A 19,860-nucleotide genomic window follows, 5' to 3' on the forward strand; every position below is an offset into this window, starting at 1 on the left:
ATTATATATTTTCCTTAATATAATAAATAATGATTAAGAAAAAAGTTACTTATTTTTATCTTATTTACAATAATATTCATAGTAGAATAACTGAATTTGTTTGAGTTACCAAAATATTTAATATATTTGAAAGGTAATGTCAGCTTGGAGGTAGTCTATTGCCGGAATCTGCTGACTCGGGAAAACACGTTTACAATTCTGACACATCATACCTATTATCATACACGAGACATATTGAGAAAAGGCTTAGAGCACTTGAAACTGAAAAACAATGGCTTGATGCGGAGCGTATGAGACTTGAACGCGAAATTCACTCTCTTAGAACTGAAATTGATAAAATACGACAACCCCCTCTAATAGCAGCGAGCATAATAGATGTTTTAAGCGATAATAGGGTTGTTGTGAAAAGTTCCACAGGACCTCATTTTATTGTACATGTTTCTAAGAGTATACCTCAAAAAGATTTAGCTGCAGGAACTAGAGTTGCCTTAAACCAGAGAACATTTGCTGTTGTAGAGGTACTGCCACCAGCTCGAGACCCCTTTGTCAGAGGTATGGAAGTTGAGGAAGCACCACCAGTTTCTTATATGGATATAGGGGGTTTAGAAGAACAAATTAGGGACATGAAAGAAACTGTTGAGTTGCCCCTAAGTAATCCAGAATTGTTTGAAAAGGTAGGAATAGACCCTCCGAAAGGAGTACTTTTAAGCGGCGCCCCGGGCACCGGCAAAACTCTTCTTGCTAGAGCAGTGGCACACGAAACAAATGCAACATTTATTAGAGTAATTGGATCAGAATTAGTTCAAAAGTTTATAGGGGAGGGCGCTCGACTCGTTAGAGAGATTTTCCAGATGGCTAAAAATAAGTCACCAAGTATAGTGTTCGTTGATGAAATTGATGCTATTGGAGGAAAGAGACTTGAAATCGCTACTAGTGGAGATCGTGAAGTTCAAAGAACCTTAATGCAACTTTTAAGTGTCTTAGATGGATTTGATGTGCGGGGGGATGTGCGCATAATTGCAGCCACAAACAGGATTGATATCCTGGATTCAGCACTTCTTCGTCCAGGACGTTTCGACCGAATAATCGAATTCCCGATGCCTAACGACCAGGCAAGATTAGAGATTTTTAAAATCCATACACGACGAATGAATATTGATGAAGAAGTTGATTTTAAGAAATTAGTACCACTAACCGAAAATTGTACGGGAGCAGACATTAAGGCAATTTGTACCGAAGCCGGTATGTTCTCGATTCGCAAGCGTAAAACCAGCGTTAGTAAAAGAGAATTCGAAGAAGCGGTAGAAAAGGTATTAGGCAAGAAAGTGGCTGGCAAAGATGGACCTTTAGGGATGTATGCATGAATTATATTCTTTACTAATTAATATACAATGTATAATGCAATCATTAAGAATTATTTATAACTATAGAAAATGACCTTTTTTAAGTTAAATTTTAACTAGGACGGATTCTTTTGGGGAAACCCTCTTGGAAAAGGTTAAAAAAATTTTTAGAGACAATTATTCCTGCTGAACTTTTAGATCTTGTTCCCCGTAGTTGGCAACTTTTGGGAGATATTCTAATTTGTAATATCAAATCGGAACTTTTACCATTTGAACGTGAAATTGGAATTGCGTTTACCAAAATTGAAAAACGAGCAAGAATTGTAGCAAGAAAGGTTATGCCCCCGCATGGGGATATGCGTATTCCTAATTTAAAGATAATAGCAGGAGGGGGAAGTACGGAGACCATTCATAGAGAAAATCACTGTGTTTTTAAACTTGATCCATTTAAAATACTTTTTTCACCGGGTAATAGTTATGAGCGTTTTAGACTGAGTCAGTTAGTTCGAGAGGGAGAAATAATTATAGATCTTTTTTCGTGTGTTGGGCAATTTTCGATTCCAATAGCAGTTCATTCTAAGCCATCTAAAGTTTATGCGATTGAAATCAACCCCTGTGCGTATAAATATCTGGCTACAAACATTTTGTTAAATAGAGTTGTTGATGTGGTCAAACCAATTTTAGGAAATTGTGTGGATGTTGCGCCAGTAGGAATTGCTGATAGAGTAATTATGGGTTTAATAAATGGAACAGAAAAATATTTAGACACAGCCTTTAATTCCCTAAGAAGGGAAGGTGGAATTATAAACTATCATGAGGCATTTCCAAAGAGGTTATTACAAGAAAAATTAAAGAATATAGAAAAGAAAGTTGAACAAAGATCTTTTAAAATTAAGCACTTGGATTTCAAAAAAGTTAAAAAATATGCTCCAAGCATCGATCATATAGTTTTTGACTTGGAAGTTAGAAAATAGGATGTAACTTGATTGGAAAAAATTAAGGCAGATTATCAGACACTCAGAAAAATTCGAAGTATTGCAAACTATCAATTTTCCCCTGAAATCGGAGATAAACTATTTCCGAGAGGGGTTAGCGTATCACATTCACCAAGGACAGGAAAAATTAGATACATTTATTTTAATGAAAACTTACTCGCAACTATTCGAGCAAATGATGGAAAAATAGCTCTTCATCTAAAAGGAGCAGAGATAATACTAAAAAAAACTAAAAGACCGAAATTGAGAGTGGTGATATTAAAAGATATAGTTTCTTACATAATAAAAGGACGGAACGTGTTTGCCAAACATATTTTCGAGGCTGATCCGAATATTAGACCAAGTGATGAAGTTATAGTTGTCGATACTAATGATAATCTAGTAGCAGTTGGCAAAGCGGTTCTTAGCGCAAATGAAATGCTTGCATTCCAAACGGGAGTCGGAGTCAAAATAAAAATAAGTAAAACAAAGAATTAAAGCTAAAAATTACAAAACGTTTAAGAATTAATTATAAATTAGATTTTAAAAAGGAGGTCAATAAATGCGTCGTGTAAATCCACGACAAATGAAAAAAGCAATGCAGCAAATGGGAATCAAACCTGTAGAAATAAACGCAACTGAAGTAATAATCAAGGGGATAAATAAGGATATTATTATAAGTAATCCCCAGGTTACGCGTATGGAAATTGCAAAACAAACGGTTTTTCAGATTATGGGAAGTGTTGAGGAGAGGAAAAAAGAGGAAAAAGGAGAGAAGGAAATTCCACTAGCAGATATACAACTAGTGGCCCAGCAAGCGGGCGTATCAGAGGAAGCGGCGAAGCAGGCACTTATTGAAGCAGATGGAAATTTAGCTAAGGCAATACTACTAGTTAAAGAATAATTTTTTCTCCATTATTTTTCCAATAATCGATATTTTTTAAAAAACCCCCATACGCTTACGCGTTTTAGACAAAGGATGAAAATCTTTAGTTTTTCATGGGAAACACCTATACGCTTGTGAGCGTCTGAAACAAAGAATGAAAAAAGTTTTTCATGGCAAAAATAAATTCAAATTTAATCTACTATTTAGAGTTCCTTAAAATGTATAATCTAGAAGTTACGAGGATTTCGTAGCTAAAATTGATTTGATTCTTTTCATTCGGAACAAATCTTCTCTTTCTCTTTCCTCTAAATGAAGTTCGATAAATTGAATAGTATTTGTAAGTCGTGGAATAATTACATATTTTAAAGCATTAACACGCCTTTTAGTTTTCTCTATTTCCTCCGCCAATCTTTTAACTGCTGCTTCAGTTTCCGCTAAACGGATTATAGCTTTTAAAGCTTCCCTGAATTTTTCAACGGCTTCATCAAGTTTTGCGGAGGTATCGGTAAAGCCATAAGAAGAAATTAAAGTGGATTCAGATTTCTCTTCTACTCGTAAGAGAGGAACACGAACACCCATAACATTCCTAGTACTGACATCTAATTCTAAAAGTGGAGGAATACTCGTTGCTACCTCCTCCACCTTCAGGGGGCCCATTACCATTTTAGTTATGGCTAGTGCATCATATGCTTCTTTAAGTGCTACATTAACATCATTCCTTAACTTTCGAACATCTTCCAGAATATCGAAAAACTCCATTATTAAAGCATCTCTCTTTTCCTTTAATAGATCATGTCCTTTCTCGGCAAGATTCTTTCTTCTCTTCAACATTAGAAGTTCCATTCGTGTAGGATGTATACCAGGAATCATTTCGCTAGACAAGTACCAACCTCCGACCAATTTAAGAGCCTTAAAATAATAGGCCTATCAATGTTAGGCTTAGAAGATACAAAATACGATTATCTAATATAACACTTAACTTTTTCTATTAATCTGATTAAACACCCGAAAAGATAAAAGAGCGGTAAGTTAAAAAAAGTTAAAAATAAGTATTTAATTAAAAATGATGGAAAATATTATTAAAAGCGCAGAGGTAGCCAAGCGGTAAGGCGCTGTCCAGAAAAATACCTATTCTCTGGGTGCAAGCCTGCTAAGCCAGTTCTCCATTGGAGAACGCGGGTTCGAAATGATTTTAAGAGTTTTGGATCAAGAATGTCCCGTCCTCTGCGCCATTTTAACCTTTTTGACCACGCATACTAATTATAGTTTTCAAATTTAGTATTCAATATTATTTTATTTAAAGTATACAACAGTTAATTAAAAGAACAAAAAGAAATGTTTATATTTTTGTAAACAGATTCATTAGATGGTGGCGAGTCTAAGCGGGCTACTAGGGGTCGCCTGAGAGAGGTTTTCCTCTCGACCGCAAATCCTCTATACGGCGGGCTGAAAGCTGTTGTGAGGCATGCCCAAACTGTCAAAACGGTCTGTCACCAAGGCAGTGAAAATCCGCACTGGAGGATTGGCGGTAGATGACGGCTTTCCGTAGGGAAAGTTTGTTCATCTTTCGTCAGAGAAACCGGTTAGGCCCGGGAGAGCGCTGGCAGAATTATGTTAACGCCTTGATGGAGCAGCCTAACTCTGAACGTTCGATGCTTTCAGAAACCCGGATTGGAGACCAGGTGGCTTATACGCTGGCGGGGCGGGATGTCGAGCACCAGGACTCGCTGCCTCAAATAAATTTTTTATGTGCAAGTAGGCCTTTTTTGCACATTAATTAATTTAGCCGCTAAAATTTTTCTAGTAGTTGGCATGCTTTGCATTTTTCTTCTACAGAGGGTTCTCCACATATTATGCATTCCTGGATGGAGTTTTGATTTATGGTGATTTTTGTGCTTAGTTTGTCGTAAAGATTTAGTATGTTGTATTTTGTGCCGGGTCTTTTGCTTTCTATTTGGTTGAGGAAGAATCGTACATCGTCTCTGTATGCTTCAGCAGTGTATGGGCATGGTTTTGAGTTGTGGCTTAAATTTTTGTAGTAGGCGTATAGGGTTGTTTCTTTTTCGGGAATTGTTCTTAACGGTTTTATCCTAGGAACTAGTTTTGGATGTATTTTTTGGGGAAGTGGGCTATTTCTTATCAGTCTGTTTAGGTCTCCTCTTAAAAGGTTTAGAATTATTGTTTGGGTTTCGTCATCTAAATTATGGGCGGTTGCGATGCAGTCTACATTAGTTTCACGGGCAGTTGTATTCAAGGCTTTTCTTCTAAGTACTCCACAATAGGAGCAAGCACCTAATCTTCTATTCTCGCCCTCTCCAGCTTTTTTAATGACCTCATCGAGTGTTTTACCATAAATTTTTTTATACGAGGTTTGGATAAAGGTTATGTCTAATTCAGAGGCATGCTTTTTGGCCATTTTTTGATTGTTAATACTATATTTAGATATACCCTCGTCAATATGAATTATGAATAATTTACTTCTGAGAAACTTGCTTTCAATTTTGTGCAAGATATTTAGGAGCACTACACTGTCTTTTCCGCCGGATAAAGCGACCCCAATGCGGTCTGATATTTTTAGCATTTTATATCTAGAAATTGCTTTCTGGACCCTTTTTTCTACGGAGTTTAGAAAGCATTTTCGGCAAAGTTTTTCTCCGGAATAGGGTAAAAAAACTACTGCGTTTTTTGAGCATTTTTTACAAGAAGTCAATAAATATTATCCTCCGATTTTTAGAGGGGGGTAAAACCCACAATTAGTAGAGGTAAAATAATGTTTGCAACAAGCAAAGTAATTGCGGCGACGCAAGCACTATTGACTAAAATTTTTCGTTTTGAATAGGATTTTTTGGCAATTTTTAGTTTCTTATCTTTTGATACGGTGTTTCTTATCACTTCCTCAAATAGCTTACCTCCATCAAGAGCGTAGATAGGAAGCATGTTGATAATGGCTACGCTGAAAGTAACAATATGAATCCAAATGAATGTCAAATATAGGTGGGTAGGAAAGCTGATTCCCAGCCACCACACTGCAGGTGATGGGAAATAGAATGGATGGGAATGTATTCCAATATATCCACGAGTTGGATCTCGGGGGTTTATGCTTGTAGTAAGAGTAATTCTACCCATGCTAGTATCTAGTATTAATGTTTCAAAAGGTTTAACATTTGAGAGGTATAATATAAGTCCGTAGTCCGAAATTATTGGAGTGCCATTTATCGCAAATATTACTGTAGAGGGAGGAAGTTTAAAGTATGCAGGAGAGTAAGGTTCTACATCATTAACAAAAACGCCGACTGAAGGTCCGTACCAGGGGGATATAACTAACGCAAAGTTGCTAAGAATTAAGAGCGCAAATAGAGCGGTTACAAGATTTGTTGCGGATCCAGCGCTAAGTATTCTAAATCGGGAGCGTGATGGAGCTTTTTTCAACGCCTTTTCATCCATTTCTACAAAGCCACCGGGTAGAATAATGAGAAATAATAGACCTGCAGACTTGATAGGTAGTCCTTCCGCGATGGCGGCTATTCCATGTGCTAGTTCATGAGTTACTAATGTTATAACTAATGCGATTAATACATAGATTATTGATGTACCTGTTATGGTAATTCCAGGGATTATGGGTACCAAGGGATAGGTATTTTGTGGTTGGACAAAAACATTCACAAGATTTCTCAGTAATGCGAGAATACCATAACCGAGGGCAGCATAGGCTATCGCCACTCCAAAAGTTCCAACAGATTTCCAAAATTTTGGAGATTTTTTTGCTATTCTCGAAATAATGTTGTTAAACCGCTTGGTTCTATACATCAGAAAGAAGGGAGCTATATCAAATCCATATTTTTCTAGTTTTAGATACTTAGCTAGTATAAATATAAACATCCAAAACAGGAAAAGTGCCATTAGAATTAAATACGCGTCAGCCAAAGATTACTACTTCCTTCTTTTTAGGTTAAACGTAGAGTTATTTAGGATTCATTATATTATTAAACAATTTAATAAGTAACCTAACTTAATATTCAGATAAACCAAATTATGAACCGCTTAAAAAATTATTCTTAAAAAGAGATAAGATAGGTGTAATTCAAAGAATTCAAATTATTAAATATAATTATGGAATCCTTAACAAATAAGTATTTAGTAATTCAATATCTTTTAGGGTGTTTTCTATATAACTTTTTTAAAGGTGATTTGAATGGTAATAATTGTTTTTGTAACTGCTGCTAACTCTAGTGAGGCAAAAAGTATAGCCTTTGAATTACTTAGTTCTAAACTGGCGGCTTGTGTTAATATTGTTCCAATGATAAAATCGATTTATTGGTGGCAAGGCAAAATTGAAGAAGGTGAAGAAAGTCTATTGATTATCAAGTCAGAGGAAGATTTTCTAGAAAAAATAGTAGGTAAGGTTAAGAGTATTCACAGTTATGAGGTACCTGAAATTATAGCCATAAGAGTTATAGGGGGTTCAAAAGAGTACTTGAACTGGATAAAATTAATGCTCGCCTCATAAAGAACATGAGGTTTTTTCAAGTTTCTTAATGAAGAATAGGAGTTTAAAGTAAGTTTTGGTGGTTAATAATGGCTGAAAAGCCAGTCCTAGTCGGTGATAAGATCGAAATAAGGTATAATAGTAAAAGATGGAAACTCTTGGAGGAATTGAGAGAGAAAGCTATTAACATTATGGAGAATTTATCTAAATACGGCATTACAACAATTGTTCATGGCAGTTTAGCTAGGGGAGATGTAAAAAAAAGTAGTGATGTGGATGTTTTCATACCCTATGTAGTTTCATCCTTTCTAGTTGAACATGCTCTTGAGGGGATTAAGACAGATTTTATTTCTAGAGAGATCGTTCAGGCAACTCCTCAATACGCCGCCAAAGGTTACATAATCATTGAGGATAAAGTAAGTGTATCTTTCCCTATGGTAAATCTTAGACGTTTAGAAAACGAATTTTATTATTTTGGAGGGGCATTATCTTTGGAAGGTTTGATACAAGGGGAAAGAGTTCCGGGAGTTGATAAAAGATTAATTTTAATAGAGCCCACCGAATATGGGCATTTGGAAAGGCCCGTTATAGGAAACGAAGCAATTACGGCTAAGATTTTGGGTGTTAGTTTAGATATTGTTAATCAGAGAATAAGAGTACTTATGAAACGTGATAAAGTGGGGCGAACAGGCGTTTATCTTAAGAGAGTTCTAGAAAAAGATGAGAGCTTTGAGCAGGTGTTAAAAAAAATCTCGGATAAGGATTCTGTTGTGCGTAACCGTATGCGAGTTAAGTGAAGGTGAAATTTTGCGTAAACTTTCAAAAACTATTGGCGGATCAATTATAATTGGAACGCTTTCCAAAGGTTGCCAGTTGTGTATGCAAGGCGGGAAACTTGTTTTATTTGTAACTGGTCTATGCGAAAATCCAGCCAATTGTTCGTGGTACTGCCCAATTTCCTATGAACGAAAAGGAAGAGATGTTGTTTATGCCAATGAGCGCCTAGTCTATGATGATGAAGAATTAATTTATGAAGCAACGCTTAGTAGTGCTGATGGAACGGGAATTACCGGGGGTGAACCGCTTTTAGTTTTGAATCGTATAATTCACTATATTCATCTCTTAAAAGATCATTTTGGGGATACTCATCACATTCACCTCTACACAGGAAAGAAAAAAATTAACAGAGAGGATATTAAAAAACTAGTTGATGCTGGACTCGATGAGATACGCTTCCATATTTTAACAGAAAAAGAGAGTAAAGTTTTAGATTTAGTAGACGGTTTTTTGAGTGTGGGAATTGAAATACCCGCAATACCGGGGAGAATAGAGGCTACTAAAAAGCTAATTAAATCAGTTGAAAAATACAGTGTGGACTTTTTAAATGTCAACGAGCTGGAATTTACTGAAACAAATGCTTACCAACTAAAGAAACGCGGATTCATAATTAAAGAAGACAGTATTGCCTCAGTGGAAGGAAGCGAAAAAATGGCTATAGACTTACTAAAATGGACGGTGAATAATACCGAGTTAAATATACATTATTGTCCAGCTAGGTTAAAGGGAGGCGTGCAACTTAGGAACAGATTATTAAGGCGTGCCAAAAATGTTGCAAAACCTTATGAAAACATTACGGGAGAAGGACTTCTTTTAAAAGGGGTGATTACCGTTAAGGCAGGTGATAATCTAGATTTTCTATATTCAATTTTCAGAAAATATTGTGTTTCTGATGACTTAATATATTTTAATCCTAAAAAATTGAGAATTGAAACATCAATAGAAATAGCTAAAAAAATTGCAGACGAAGCTAAAAAGAAAGGAGTTAGGGTGGGCATTCTAGAGGAGTACCCAACGGAACATCCAAGATTGGAGACATCATACACTCCTCTTTAACTAATTGTAATTATGATTATGTGCTGCTTTATGATATTTTGGATTACTTAAAACCCATTTTTCGCACATTTGTAAATTCTATAGTAGAGTTCGATGTTCTCTCAATTGAAGTTCTTTCTTGAGAATCATACTAATTATATTTGAGAAGCCCGCACAATTTCCGCCTTTCACTCCGGAAAGGGTTCAACCATAAGAATAACCTCGCAGAATCTGCGAAAAATGGGTTAAAAATCATTCAGCGAGAGGGTATCTTAAAAGTGCGGCAATTCCACCCAATGCTTGAAGACGCTCCCCCGCCCTATGAAGTGTGCTTACAACTTGAACTCTTCCGCCCATTTCTTCGACTTGACGTAGAAGTTCATCAATTTTTTCCCTTTCCTCGAGATCAACATTTTTCAATTTTTCATCGGCTATTAGTAATTTATCTACGGCACCATATAGAACTGCTTTATTAACTGCGTCCTTTCCGTATGTAACCTTTTTATCATCTTTAGCCAGATGTATAAAAAATTCCTCTACTAGTCGTGAATCTTCAATTACTTTGTTTTCTTCTAAAATTTTTTCTATTACTCCGCGATTAATGACTTCATAAACGCCGTTTACCCCTCCATAACTTGCGTTTTCTAGAATTAACTTGTTTTTTAGATCGGGGAATTTGGTTGTAAAATATTTTAAGAAGTTTTCTTTTGTAAAACCGGGACCTGCTATTATTATTTTACTTACATTTTTATCCACTTGTACTTGATTTAGGAGTTTAGATACCGTACTAAAAAAATTTTTAATAGCTTCATCGTGTTGACTTACAAATCTTTTCCCGGGTATATTCATACTAATATTGTCTATGATGTCCACACTATAATTATCAACTATAGTAATGCCTGCCTCTCCCTCCTCGATTGATAATATTGCTAGTTTTGTTGTGGTTCTAATTTTTTCAGCTTCATCTACTCGTTTCAGAATATATTTTGGCCATTTATCTTTTATTATTTTAAGAGGAGTCATGATTTCAATATTTATAGTATGGTGGGAACCTCTAGAAACACTCTCCGGAGCATCGGTAACGATTCCTTTAACTCTTAATCGATTGGAATATTTATGTAGCGAAGTATCTTCCACAGTAATTCCCAAGTATACAGGAGTTTTCTCTCCTTTATCCGCCCTCAAAGGTTCATCAGGTCTTCGGATACGCCGAAATGTTCTCGCGTATACGATATCTCCCTTTTCTATAATATTGTATAGGTGCCAAAGATCTGTAAGAGATTCGGGAGTTAATTTCATTTCTCCTCTATGAAGTTCACCTCTATAAACTTTCAAATTTATTCCCTTCATAAATACAAAATTTAAATTTACATAAAAATTAAAATTAAAGGGTATAGAGAAATTTTAAACATATTTGTTTAAATTATTTTATATTTACGGAAAATTGATGTGGTATATTAGAATATTTTTTACTATTTATTGGGAAATGGTAAATATCGATCCCAAGTCATGAAATAATTGTTTATAACTTTTTTAATCAAAGGTATTTTTACCTATTTTTTCTAATAATTTTCTGGCTCTTTCTTCTAAAACAGACGCAGGAATATCCGTTAGGGTTATAACAGTTCTTCTGCCACGTTTAAGATTTTTCACTACAGCATTAATTAATCCTATATCAGCTAGAACCCTAATATAGTTAAGGAAATTTCTTTTGGATCGAGGAGTTGTTTGATATTCTTCACAAATTATGCAGTATTGTTCGTAAGCTTTATGGATGGGCACTGCAACCTCGTGTTTTAAGGTAGTTGCTGTTGTTAAAGCAGTAATTAGTTCATGTCTATGTAAACCACGAAGTATTTCGGGAGAGGTTTCAGGGTAAACCTCATTTTTCGCAATCCTGATCATTTCAGGGGTTATTCTTTTTTCCCCGCTTTTTTCCGCCAAATAGCCTGCATGGCGTAAAATTTCTATCCCATGTCTTGCATTTCCTGTTTCACTTGCTATTTTTGCAACCATATTACTATTTTCTTGTGAAAGCAAACCATCATAGAAACTAAGAGATACGCGATAAGTTAGTATCTCTTGTAATTCTGATTCTGTGTATCGCAAAAATTCTATTACAGAGTGAACATCTTCTATTAAATGAGGGTAAAGGTGAGCTGCCCAATCCTCAGGTCTACTTATAATTAAAGTGCTCACCCAAGCATTTCCATATCCAAAGTATTCTGCACTGCGAATTAAACCATGTATAGCCTCACCGCCTAGGAGTTTAGCGTCATCCAAAGCGATTATGAGTCTTGTATTTTCCCTCTTTAGTATGTCGTTTATTTCAATGATTAATTCGTTTCCAGTAATTCCCATAATGGGTATTTTCTTCCAATTTTTCATAATTATCTGTCTCAAAACGGCAGGTAAGGTTCTTACTGTACTGCAATACATATACTCAAATAGTACTTTCGAGCCGAACTGCTTTGACATTTCTTGTATTTTTTGTCCAAACAATTTCGATGTAGCGGTCTTTCCGAGCCCCGCCTGCCCCACAACTGCGCTGTTCACGCTTACCAATTTATCCGAAAACAAAGGGCGATAAATACGCATTAACTGATCTAATTGTTTTTCTCTATGAGGAAGCTTTGGAGGAACATATTCTGGAAATAATGTACTTTCATCCTTAAACACTGACGATTTAATCATAGTTAATTCTAAAGGTTTATGAAAAATAAAGATTTTTCATAAAAATAGTTCAAATTTGATCATAGTATCGAAAGTGTAAGGACAGCGGAAATAGTGGAAATGATATATACACACGACATTTTATACTGTCAATATTATTTTTATAATAAGGGAAAGTAAAAAAGTTACTCTACAATGGAAGGACAAGTAATGTCTAATATAGTTGAGGATGAGTTAAGTCGCCCCTCAATATTTAGGGATGAATCTAAACTTTCTATTGATTACGTTCCAGAACACCTTCCACACAGGGAGAACGAGTTAAAACAACTCGCAAGTATTTTTAGAGTAATCTTGGAAAAACCAGGGAATTGCCAAAGAGTTATTATTACTGGAAACGTAGGTACGGGAAAAACAGCGTTAGCTAAAAATTTTGGAAATCAGATAACGACTATAGCAAGTAAAAGGGGGATTAATCTCCAGTATAATCATATAAACTGTAGGAGAGAAAGAGCTAGTTTTACCATTCTTAGCAGGGTAGTTCAAATATTCAATCCAAGTATACCTCGTAGAGGATTTTCTACGGAAGAATTACTTCAAATTATGAAAGAAATTTTGGAAGAAGAAGATATGCATATCATCCTCACTCTCGACGAATTAGACTTTTTATTGAGAAGAGAAGGGGAGGAGCTTTTATACTCTCTTATAAGACTTTTTGATGAACAGTTAAACGCAGTTCAGCGTATTTCAATCATAGGAATAATGAGAAGCGAAGCATTGTTTAGAGGGTTGGATTCAAGCATTATTAGCAGCTTACAACAAAATATTATTCGTTTAAAAGAATATTCTGCCAGTCAGCTTGAAACCATCCTAGCTGAGCGAGTTAAAGAGGCGTTTTATTTAGGCACTATAACCAATGAAGAAATAACATTTATTGCTGAGATAGCAGCAAAACAAGGAGACGCCAGATATGCCTTAGAGATTTTATGGCGAGCCGGTAAAATTGCGGAATCGCAGAGCAAGATGCGTGTTTTGCCTGAGCATATAAGAAAAGCCAAATCAGATATACACCCAGTTGTCAGAAAAGATGCTCTAAGAGATTTACCAGTTCAACAAAAAGTACTATTATTAGCAGTTTCAAGAGCATTAAATACCGAGAAGGCATATGCAACAACAAGTGAAGTTAAGAGAATATACAGAATAGTATGTGAAGAATATAATGTTAGACCTAGAAGACACACCCAATTCTGGGAATACCTCAATGAATTAGTAAAGCAAGGAATTATTACCACAAAAATTTCGGGAGAGGGGATTAAAGGTAAAACAACCCTCATAAGTTTACCAGATATTCCTGCTTCAATTTTGGAACAAGAAATCCTAAATTTGCTTGGGGGAGTTTAATGATCGAAAGAACTGATACTTTTGAAGATGATTCTTTAGAGAAAATTTTTTCTTCGAAGGGACGAATAAAAATAGTTAAAGTTCTCGTGGAGGAAGAGGAGTTAAACATATCTGAGATAGCAAAACGCGCAAATCTAAACTATTCCACAACTAATCAACACTTGGATTTTCTGGAAAAGGCGGGGTTAGTTCAAGAAAAGATCTTTGGAAGAATAAGAATATATAGATTTCGAGCAGAAAACATAAAGGCACAGGCCATTAAAAATTTATTCGAGATTTGGAAAAGCACGAAAACGGAAAGAGAATATTTTAAGAGGGAACAAATAATTCAATCAGACATGCCGAAAAAATCTATTACATATGGATAAATATTAATAGAAAGATTTTTCAGAATAAATGGCATATAAAAACTCCTCGGAATAAGTGATGAAAATTGAAGTTGGTTCTTTTTATTTTGAAATATAGTTTCCCAAAAAAATTTAAATAGAACAGAACATGGATAAACTGAACAAGAAAAGTGAAAAAATTGAGGAAGTGGAAGAAAAATGTCACAAAAAAAACCGCATTTAAATCTCGTTATCATCGGACATGTAGATCATGGAAAGAGTACTATGGTAGGACACTTACTGTATCTAATGGGCGCAGTAGATGACAGAACAATAAAGCAATTCGAACAAGAGGCAGACAAGATTGGAAAAGGAAGCTTCAAATTTGCATGGGTATTAGATAAACTCAAGGAAGAAAGAGAAAGAGGTCTAACAATCGATATCGCTTTCTGGAAATTTGAAACTGGTAAATACTATTTCACAATCATTGACGCTCCAGGACACCGAGATTTTATAAAGAATATGATTACAGGTACAAGTCAAGCAGACGCAGCGATTCTGGTGGTATCAGCAAGAAAAGGAGAATTCGAAGCAGGTATTGGTGTAGGTGGACAGACTAGAGAGCACGCATATCTGGCTTTTACCTTGGGGGTAAACCAGATTACAGTAGCTGTTAACAAAATGGACGACACCTCGGTAAATTGGAGTCAAGACAGATACAACGAGGTTAAGAACGAGGTCAGTGATTTACTTAAGAGTGTGGGTTTCAAAGTTGAAAACGTAGATTTTGTTCCAATATCAGCATGGACTGGTGACAATATTGCAAAGCAAAGTGATAAAATGAGCTGGTATAAAGGACCCCCCATAGTTGAAGCTTTGGACAAATTTATTATTCCACCTAAGCCCTTAGATAAACCGCTTAGAATCCCCATTCAGGACGTCTACACAATCACTGGTGTTGGTACAGTTCCCGTGGGAAGAGTGGAAACCGGTGTTTTAAAGGCAGGAGAGACTTTAATCTTCCAGCCAGCTAATGTAGAGGGTGAAGTCAAATCAATCGAGATGCACCATGAAAACATACCAGAAGCCGTTCCAGGAGACAACATAGGATTCAACGTAAGAGGTATAGCGAAAAAAGACTTAAGAAGAGGAGATGTCGCAGGACACAAAACTAGTCCCCCAACAGTAGCAAAAGAGTTTACGGGACAAATGGTAGTGATTCAATTTCCTTCGGCAATTTCTGTAGGATACTGTCCAGTAGTTCATGCTCACACAGCCCAAGTTGCCTGCAGATTCACAAAACTAATAGCGAAAATTGATAGACGTACAGGTCAAGTAGTGGAAGACAATCCGGATTACATTAAACGTGGTGACGCAGCATTAGTACAATTAGAACCAACAAGACCAATGTGCATAGAACTGTACAAAGAGATACCACAACTAGGAAGATTCGCCGTAAGAGATTCAGGAGCCACGGTAGCAGTAGGAATAGTCAAGGAAATCGTACCCAAGAGTTAATCCATTTCATTTCTATTATTACTTATATTTTAAATCCAGAATAAACTCCAAATCGAGATCTACCACAATTAGCATAGAACCCAAATAATCTTTTTTTAAAAGCAAATAAAAATTACACCAGTAAATACACGATAAAACCCTAATCCTTTAACTTTGGAAAACTTCGGCACATAGCTCTTCTTCAAACTTCTCAGTATTTATTGAATAAAAATTACAAATATCAGTCAAATATTAGGGAACAAAAATTTTACAAAATTCACGCGATAAATCAATTTTTCAATAGAGATTCATTTAAAAGTCTTAAAATAAATTACTTAATCCGAAAAACCTTTTATCAAAGGTTATTCTCTTTTTTTAATAATTATAATTAGTGGCGGGATAAAAATAATTGCCTAAAAAACAGCAATATCAAAGCACGAAAAACAAAACTCTTGGCTTAATTGTAAATCCAATTGCAGGAATTGCGGGCAAATATGCATTTAAAGGTTCAGACGATCCAAAACTTGTCCAAAGAGCAATTGAACTAGGCGCAAAGCCAGTCTCACCGGGAAGAGCAAAAGAAGCTTTAAGTGTTCTTAAACCGGTAAAAGATGTTTTAAGACTTTTGACTTTTCCGAGCATTATGGGTGAAGATGTGGCAAGAGAGATTGAATTTAAACCAGAAGTAATTGGAGAGCTTAATTCATTAAAAACCACATCTGAAGATACAAAGAAAGCAGCAAGAATGATGGTTGAAATGGGGGTAGAACTAATTCTTTATGCAGGAGGGGATGGCACAACAGTAGATATTCTGGAAGCTGTAGACCAAAAAACACCGATTTTAGGAATTCCGTCAGGGGTAAAGATATGGTCAGCCACCTTTGCTACATCTCCAAAAGATGCTGGTTTTCTTACATTACGATATTTATGGGAAGAATTACCAGTTAGAGAAGCCGAAGTTATGGATGTTGATGAAGAATCTTTTAGAAAAAATGTATTGAATGTGGAATTGAAAGGTTACGCCATTACACCTTATGAACCTCAATATCTTCAGGGCTCTAAAGGAATGAGCCCATCCACTGCAGATGAGATCGAAGATCAAAAAGCTATAGCCCGTAGTGTCGCTGAAAACCTTGAGTCGAATACAGTTTATATAATCGGACCGGGTACTACTTGTAAATCTATAACTGATTTGTTGGGTTTAAATAAAACATTATTGGGGGTTGACCTAGTTCAAGATAGAGAAATTCTTGTGGAAGATGCTGATGAGCAAAAAATTCTAAAAAATATAGAAAACAAAAAATCTAAAATAATTGTAACGCCTATAGGACGTCAAGGCTTCATTTTTGGTCGAGGAAACCAGCAAATAAGCTCAGAAGTGATTAATAAAGTAGGAATAGAGAATATTATGGTTATAGCCACCCCTTATAAGCTATCAACAATACCAATTTTAAGAGTTGATACCAACTCTTCTGAAATTGATGAAAAATTGGGAGGATATATTAGAGTAATAACAGGATACCATCAAATAACAATTAAAAAAATTAAATAATACGTATAATATTAAAAAGAATTAAAAAAATATCATCTAAAATTCGCCCAGATGTTCCACGATAGTCTTAAAAATAATTAAATAGAAATAAACTAAAAATATATTGCACTCGAATTTAGTTGGCGGTGAAGATTGTCTAAATTGCAAGAATTAATATATGAAGCAAAAAAACTAATTCCTTTCCCAAAAGTACAGGTAAGCAGACAAGGAATATTAATAGTACTCTCCCTAATTTCAATATTCATAATAGCACTCAGCATAAGGTGTATACCATTTTTCCTGTACCCCGCGTATATAAGGGCCTTTGATCCATGGCTACAGTATAGATGTGCTCTCTACGTAGTAACATACGGTTTTGACTCATGGTACAGCTGGTATGACCATGCTTCGTGGTACCCCATTGGACGAGATATGTCACAATCATTTTATCCCGGAACACCATTTGCCGCTGCAATTATATACTTCCTATTACACGCTTTAGGATTTAATATCGATATTTACATGATATGCTACTTTTTTCCAGCTTTTATGGGCGCCCTTACCTGTGTAGCAGCCTATTTCCTAGGAAAAGAAATTCTGGACAAAAAGACCGGCCTCATTGCAGCCTTTCTGCTCTCATTTACCCCAGCCTTCATTGAGCGAACCACAGTAGGATTTTTCGATAACGAAGCATTGGGAATGCTATTTCTAGTACTCGCCTTATACTTCTTCATCCGATCCTTAAAAAGAAGCTCAATAATATCCGCCATTTTTGCAGGACTTTGTGTTGGAGGGTTAGCATCCACTTGGGGGGCCTACATATATTTAATGTACATACTCCCTCTAACCGTAATTCTCTTATTACTATTAAAAAAGTACAGCTCACGAATTTTTACAACGTATGGTATCACAATGGCGTTAACAATCTTTATTATTACACGTGTTCCAACCCATGGAACTGAAGCCTTGAAAACAATGGACATTATACCTGCGTTACTCGTTCTGGGAATACTCTTATTTTATGAGATCTTCCTCCGTCTTAACACCCAAAGAACACTGATTCTAGAAACCATCAAAAGATATATACCCTTAAAAGGAAAGGCTTCAGAAAAAATTGAATGGTTTTTCGAAAATAGACAAAGATTTCTAATACTAGTCGGCGGCATAATGTCAATTTTGGTAATCGCGGTTATAGTAGTTAAATTAGATATTTTTGGTGATATTTCAGGACTAGGGGCTAAGTTCATTTCAATAATCTACCCCACATTTAGAGAACAACAACACATCATTGCAAGTGTTGGGGAACATATGCCAACACCCTGGGGAATATTTTTCTATAACCTAAATGTTCTTGTCGTTCTCTTCCCAGTAGGATTGTACTTCGCATTCAAAAGACGATACGAAGAAGACCTACTCTTAATAATATTCGGAGTCACAGTAACCTACTTTACAGGTTCAATGATTCGAATCATAATCATGTTAGCCCCTGCTGCATGTCTACTAAGCGCCTACGCACTATCAATAATATTCAAACCACTAGCTCAAGTCATCACAAAAAGAGCGCCCACCATAGCTAGAAGAAGACGCATAAGAATCAGCGCCCCACTCGGACGCGACTCCGCACTAGCAGTATTTGCCATAATAGGAATAATTCTAACAGCCTCCTTCTTCCTAGGAGTAAACACCACAATATACTCCCCACCCCCCTCAATGATAGCAAGAGACAGTTACGGCGGTGCATACCTTGATTGGGACCAAGCATTCTCATTCATGAGAAACGAACTCCCAGCCAATGCAGTAGTAGCATCTTGGTGGGATTACGGATACTGGATTACAGCCAAAGGCGGAAAAATAACACTGGCAGACGGAAACACCCGTAACTTCACACAAATAGGATGGATCGGACGAGCATTCATGGAAACTAACGAAACATACTCCCTAGAACACTTCCGCCGATTCAGCGCCACACACGTATTGGTATTCTTCGGCTACAATGACGGAAACATACATGGCGATGAGGGAAAATGGATCTGGATGTCCCGAATTGCTACTGACGAAACATTCAACATGGTGGAAAATCTCTTTCAGAGTAGAGCTTCTCAAGAATATGTGACACAGTTTGTTGCTAACACGCCTTACGAATACAAGTTCTATAATCCCTATGTTTTACCCGGGGCATCCCCCATTCAGGAAGCTTTCTTCAACACCACAATTTACAAGTTACTCTACTATCATGCCCCAGACCCAAACACTTCTCCCTACCAATTCAGCCAGTACTCTTTAGACTACACTCTGTATCACCAAATGTACAATTATAAGTACCCCTTGGTTAAGGGAGCAAACGAAACGGCGCAACAGGCTTATCCATACTTGTCTAGTTGGACCGCCGGTTTTAGAGACCTTAACTATTTCAAACCGGTGTTCATATCAAGCAATGGTCTTGTGAAAATCTACGAGATAGATTATTCAGTTCTAGATTCAGGGCTAAATATTATAACTGTGGATGTTTATAGTAATAGAACAGGTTTTATAAGTTTAAACAACACAGGGATCACCACTTATGATATTAAGTTAATGAGCTCAAATAGCTCGGTTATCACGGATCTTAATGTAAGCCTTCCAATAAGTTTGGCACCAAATGAAACACTAAATATCAAATTTACTGTGCCGCAAAGTGTTAATGTGGGTGGTACGCTGATCATAAAAGTGCATACTAGTATTCCAGATTTTTATGCTCAAATGAATGTTACCGTGAAGAAGAGCTAGTCAACTAAAAATCGCGTTCAGTGTTGAATATGGTTGGATACACATTAATTTTTATTTATATACATTAAAATATTAGTTTTGCCACAGTTATTTGGACCAACAAAAATA

General features: G+C 36.1%; 17 protein-coding genes, 1 tRNA gene and 1 other RNA gene. 14 read left to right on the top strand and 5 right to left on the bottom strand.

Translation table 11 applies throughout. From position 1 onward, the window contains the following. The first annotated feature begins 158 nt into the window (after positions 1-158). From ACUVXA_RS03440 to ACUVXA_RS03455, 4 genes are all read left to right on the top strand, one after another. On the top strand, positions 159-1,364 hold the full coding sequence (locus tag ACUVXA_RS03440; RefSeq protein WP_445869837.1) for a proteasome-activating nucleotidase: 1,206 nt from the start codon (positions 159-161) through the stop codon (positions 1,362-1,364). A 110-nt stretch (positions 1,365-1,474) separates the two neighbouring features. Further along, positions 1,475-2,317 (top strand): class I SAM-dependent methyltransferase, encoded by an 843-nt coding sequence (locus ACUVXA_RS03445; RefSeq protein ID WP_445869838.1) that lies wholly within the window; start codon positions 1,475-1,477, stop codon positions 2,315-2,317. Positions 2,318-2,329: 12 nt separating this feature from the next. After that, positions 2,330-2,815, top strand: a complete 486-nt coding sequence (locus ACUVXA_RS03450) for a PUA domain-containing protein (protein WP_445869839.1) — start codon at positions 2,330-2,332, stop codon at positions 2,813-2,815. 64 nt (positions 2,816-2,879) lie between these two features. Next, positions 2,880-3,221, top strand: a complete 342-nt coding sequence (locus ACUVXA_RS03455) for a nascent polypeptide-associated complex protein (protein WP_445869840.1) — start codon at positions 2,880-2,882, stop codon at positions 3,219-3,221. Between the two features lie 216 nt (positions 3,222-3,437). On the opposite strand, the gene ACUVXA_RS03460 is transcribed toward ACUVXA_RS03455, so the two are convergent. Continuing rightward, positions 3,438-4,073, bottom strand: a complete 636-nt coding sequence (locus ACUVXA_RS03460; protein WP_445869853.1) for a V-type ATP synthase subunit D — start codon at positions 4,071-4,073, stop codon at positions 3,438-3,440. A gap of 217 nt (positions 4,074-4,290) precedes the next feature. Between ACUVXA_RS03460 and ACUVXA_RS03465 the strand changes: the two genes are divergently transcribed. Both ACUVXA_RS03465 and ffs read left to right on the top strand, forming a co-directional pair. Continuing rightward, positions 4,291-4,435, top strand: a tRNA-Ser gene (locus ACUVXA_RS03465). Positions 4,436-4,573: 138 nt separating this feature from the next. Next, positions 4,574-4,933, top strand: an RNA gene (gene ffs, locus ACUVXA_RS03470) — signal recognition particle sRNA. A gap of 59 nt (positions 4,934-4,992) precedes the next feature. Here ffs and ACUVXA_RS03475 read toward each other — a convergent pair. After that, the gene (locus ACUVXA_RS03475; RefSeq protein ID WP_445869841.1) at positions 4,993-5,913 is read right to left on the bottom strand and encodes a TIGR00269 family protein; all 921 of its coding nucleotides are present in this window, start codon (positions 5,911-5,913) and stop codon (positions 4,993-4,995) included. A gap of 20 nt (positions 5,914-5,933) precedes the next feature. Then, positions 5,934-7,127 carry a site-2 protease family protein gene (locus ACUVXA_RS03480; RefSeq protein ID WP_445869842.1) on the bottom strand — a complete coding sequence of 398 codons (1,194 nt, stop codon included), beginning with the start codon at positions 7,125-7,127 and terminating at the stop codon, positions 5,934-5,936. A 268-nt stretch (positions 7,128-7,395) separates the two neighbouring features. Between ACUVXA_RS03480 and cutA the strand changes: the two genes are divergently transcribed. The 3 genes from cutA (at position 7,396) to ACUVXA_RS03495 (ending at position 9,582) form a co-directional block, all read left to right on the top strand. Next, positions 7,396-7,710, top strand: a complete 315-nt coding sequence (gene cutA / locus ACUVXA_RS03485) for a divalent-cation tolerance protein CutA (protein WP_445869843.1) — start codon at positions 7,396-7,398, stop codon at positions 7,708-7,710. Between the two features lie 68 nt (positions 7,711-7,778). Further along, the gene (locus ACUVXA_RS03490; RefSeq protein ID WP_445869844.1) at positions 7,779-8,486 is read left to right on the top strand and encodes a nucleotidyltransferase domain-containing protein; all 708 of its coding nucleotides are present in this window, start codon (positions 7,779-7,781) and stop codon (positions 8,484-8,486) included. Positions 8,487-8,496: 10 nt separating this feature from the next. Further along, positions 8,497-9,582, top strand: a complete 1,086-nt coding sequence (locus ACUVXA_RS03495; protein ID WP_445869845.1) for a radical SAM protein — start codon at positions 8,497-8,499, stop codon at positions 9,580-9,582. A 231-nt stretch (positions 9,583-9,813) separates the two neighbouring features. Here the strand turns inward: ACUVXA_RS03495 and ACUVXA_RS03500 are convergent, their stop codons facing one another. Beyond that, the gene (locus tag ACUVXA_RS03500) at positions 9,814-10,896 is read right to left on the bottom strand and encodes an mRNA surveillance protein pelota (RefSeq protein WP_445869846.1); all 1,083 of its coding nucleotides are present in this window, start codon (positions 10,894-10,896) and stop codon (positions 9,814-9,816) included. A gap of 198 nt (positions 10,897-11,094) precedes the next feature. Continuing rightward, complete coding sequence (locus tag ACUVXA_RS03505; protein WP_445869847.1) at positions 11,095-12,255, bottom strand: Cdc6/Cdc18 family protein; 1,161 nt, start codon at positions 12,253-12,255, stop codon at positions 11,095-11,097. 189 nt (positions 12,256-12,444) lie between these two features. Here ACUVXA_RS03505 and ACUVXA_RS03510 point away from each other — a divergent pair, with 189 nt between their 5' ends. The 5 genes from ACUVXA_RS03510 (at position 12,445) to ACUVXA_RS03530 (ending at position 19,752) form a co-directional block, all read left to right on the top strand. Continuing rightward, complete coding sequence (locus ACUVXA_RS03510) at positions 12,445-13,632, top strand: ORC1-type DNA replication protein (protein ID WP_445869848.1); 1,188 nt, start codon at positions 12,445-12,447, stop codon at positions 13,630-13,632. Next, positions 13,632-14,000 (top strand): ArsR/SmtB family transcription factor, encoded by a 369-nt coding sequence (locus ACUVXA_RS03515; protein ID WP_445869849.1) that lies wholly within the window; start codon positions 13,632-13,634, stop codon positions 13,998-14,000. The genes ACUVXA_RS03510 and ACUVXA_RS03515 overlap by 1 nt, the downstream gene beginning before the upstream one ends. Positions 14,001-14,177: 177 nt before the next feature. After that, on the top strand, positions 14,178-15,476 hold the full coding sequence (tuf, locus tag ACUVXA_RS03520; protein ID WP_445869850.1) for a translation elongation factor EF-1 subunit alpha: 1,299 nt from the start codon (positions 14,178-14,180) through the stop codon (positions 15,474-15,476). A gap of 388 nt (positions 15,477-15,864) precedes the next feature. Continuing rightward, complete coding sequence (locus ACUVXA_RS03525) at positions 15,865-17,007, top strand: ATP-NAD kinase family protein (protein ID WP_445869851.1); 1,143 nt, start codon at positions 15,865-15,867, stop codon at positions 17,005-17,007. A 132-nt stretch (positions 17,008-17,139) separates the two neighbouring features. Continuing rightward, positions 17,140-19,752, top strand: coding sequence for an STT3 domain-containing protein (locus ACUVXA_RS03530; RefSeq protein WP_445869852.1), 2,613 nt, complete (start codon positions 17,140-17,142; stop codon positions 19,750-19,752). Positions 19,753-19,860: the final 108 nt, after the last annotated feature.

The organism is Candidatus Jordarchaeum sp., from assembly GCF_052745115.1.

Bases quoted from the DNA above. Each gene is read 5' to 3' on its own strand.
- ACUVXA_RS03455 (WP_445869840.1), top strand. From the start codon at position 2,880: ATGCGTCGTGTAAATCCACGACAAATGAAAAAAGCAATGCAGCAAATG.
- ACUVXA_RS03460 (WP_445869853.1), bottom strand. From the start codon at position 4,073: ATGATTCCTGGTATACATCCTACACGAATGGAACTTCTAATGTTGAAG.
- cutA (WP_445869843.1), top strand. From the start codon at position 7,396: ATGGTAATAATTGTTTTTGTAACTGCTGCTAACTCTAGTGAGGCAAAA.
- ACUVXA_RS03490 (WP_445869844.1), top strand. From the start codon at position 7,779: ATGGCTGAAAAGCCAGTCCTAGTCGGTGATAAGATCGAAATAAGGTAT.
- ACUVXA_RS03505 (WP_445869847.1), bottom strand. From the start codon at position 12,255: ATGATTAAATCGTCAGTGTTTAAGGATGAAAGTACATTATTTCCAGAA.
- ACUVXA_RS03510 (WP_445869848.1), top strand. From the start codon at position 12,445: ATGTCTAATATAGTTGAGGATGAGTTAAGTCGCCCCTCAATATTTAGG.
- ACUVXA_RS03515 (WP_445869849.1), top strand. From the start codon at position 13,632: ATGATCGAAAGAACTGATACTTTTGAAGATGATTCTTTAGAGAAAATT.
- tuf (WP_445869850.1), top strand. From the start codon at position 14,178: ATGTCACAAAAAAAACCGCATTTAAATCTCGTTATCATCGGACATGTA.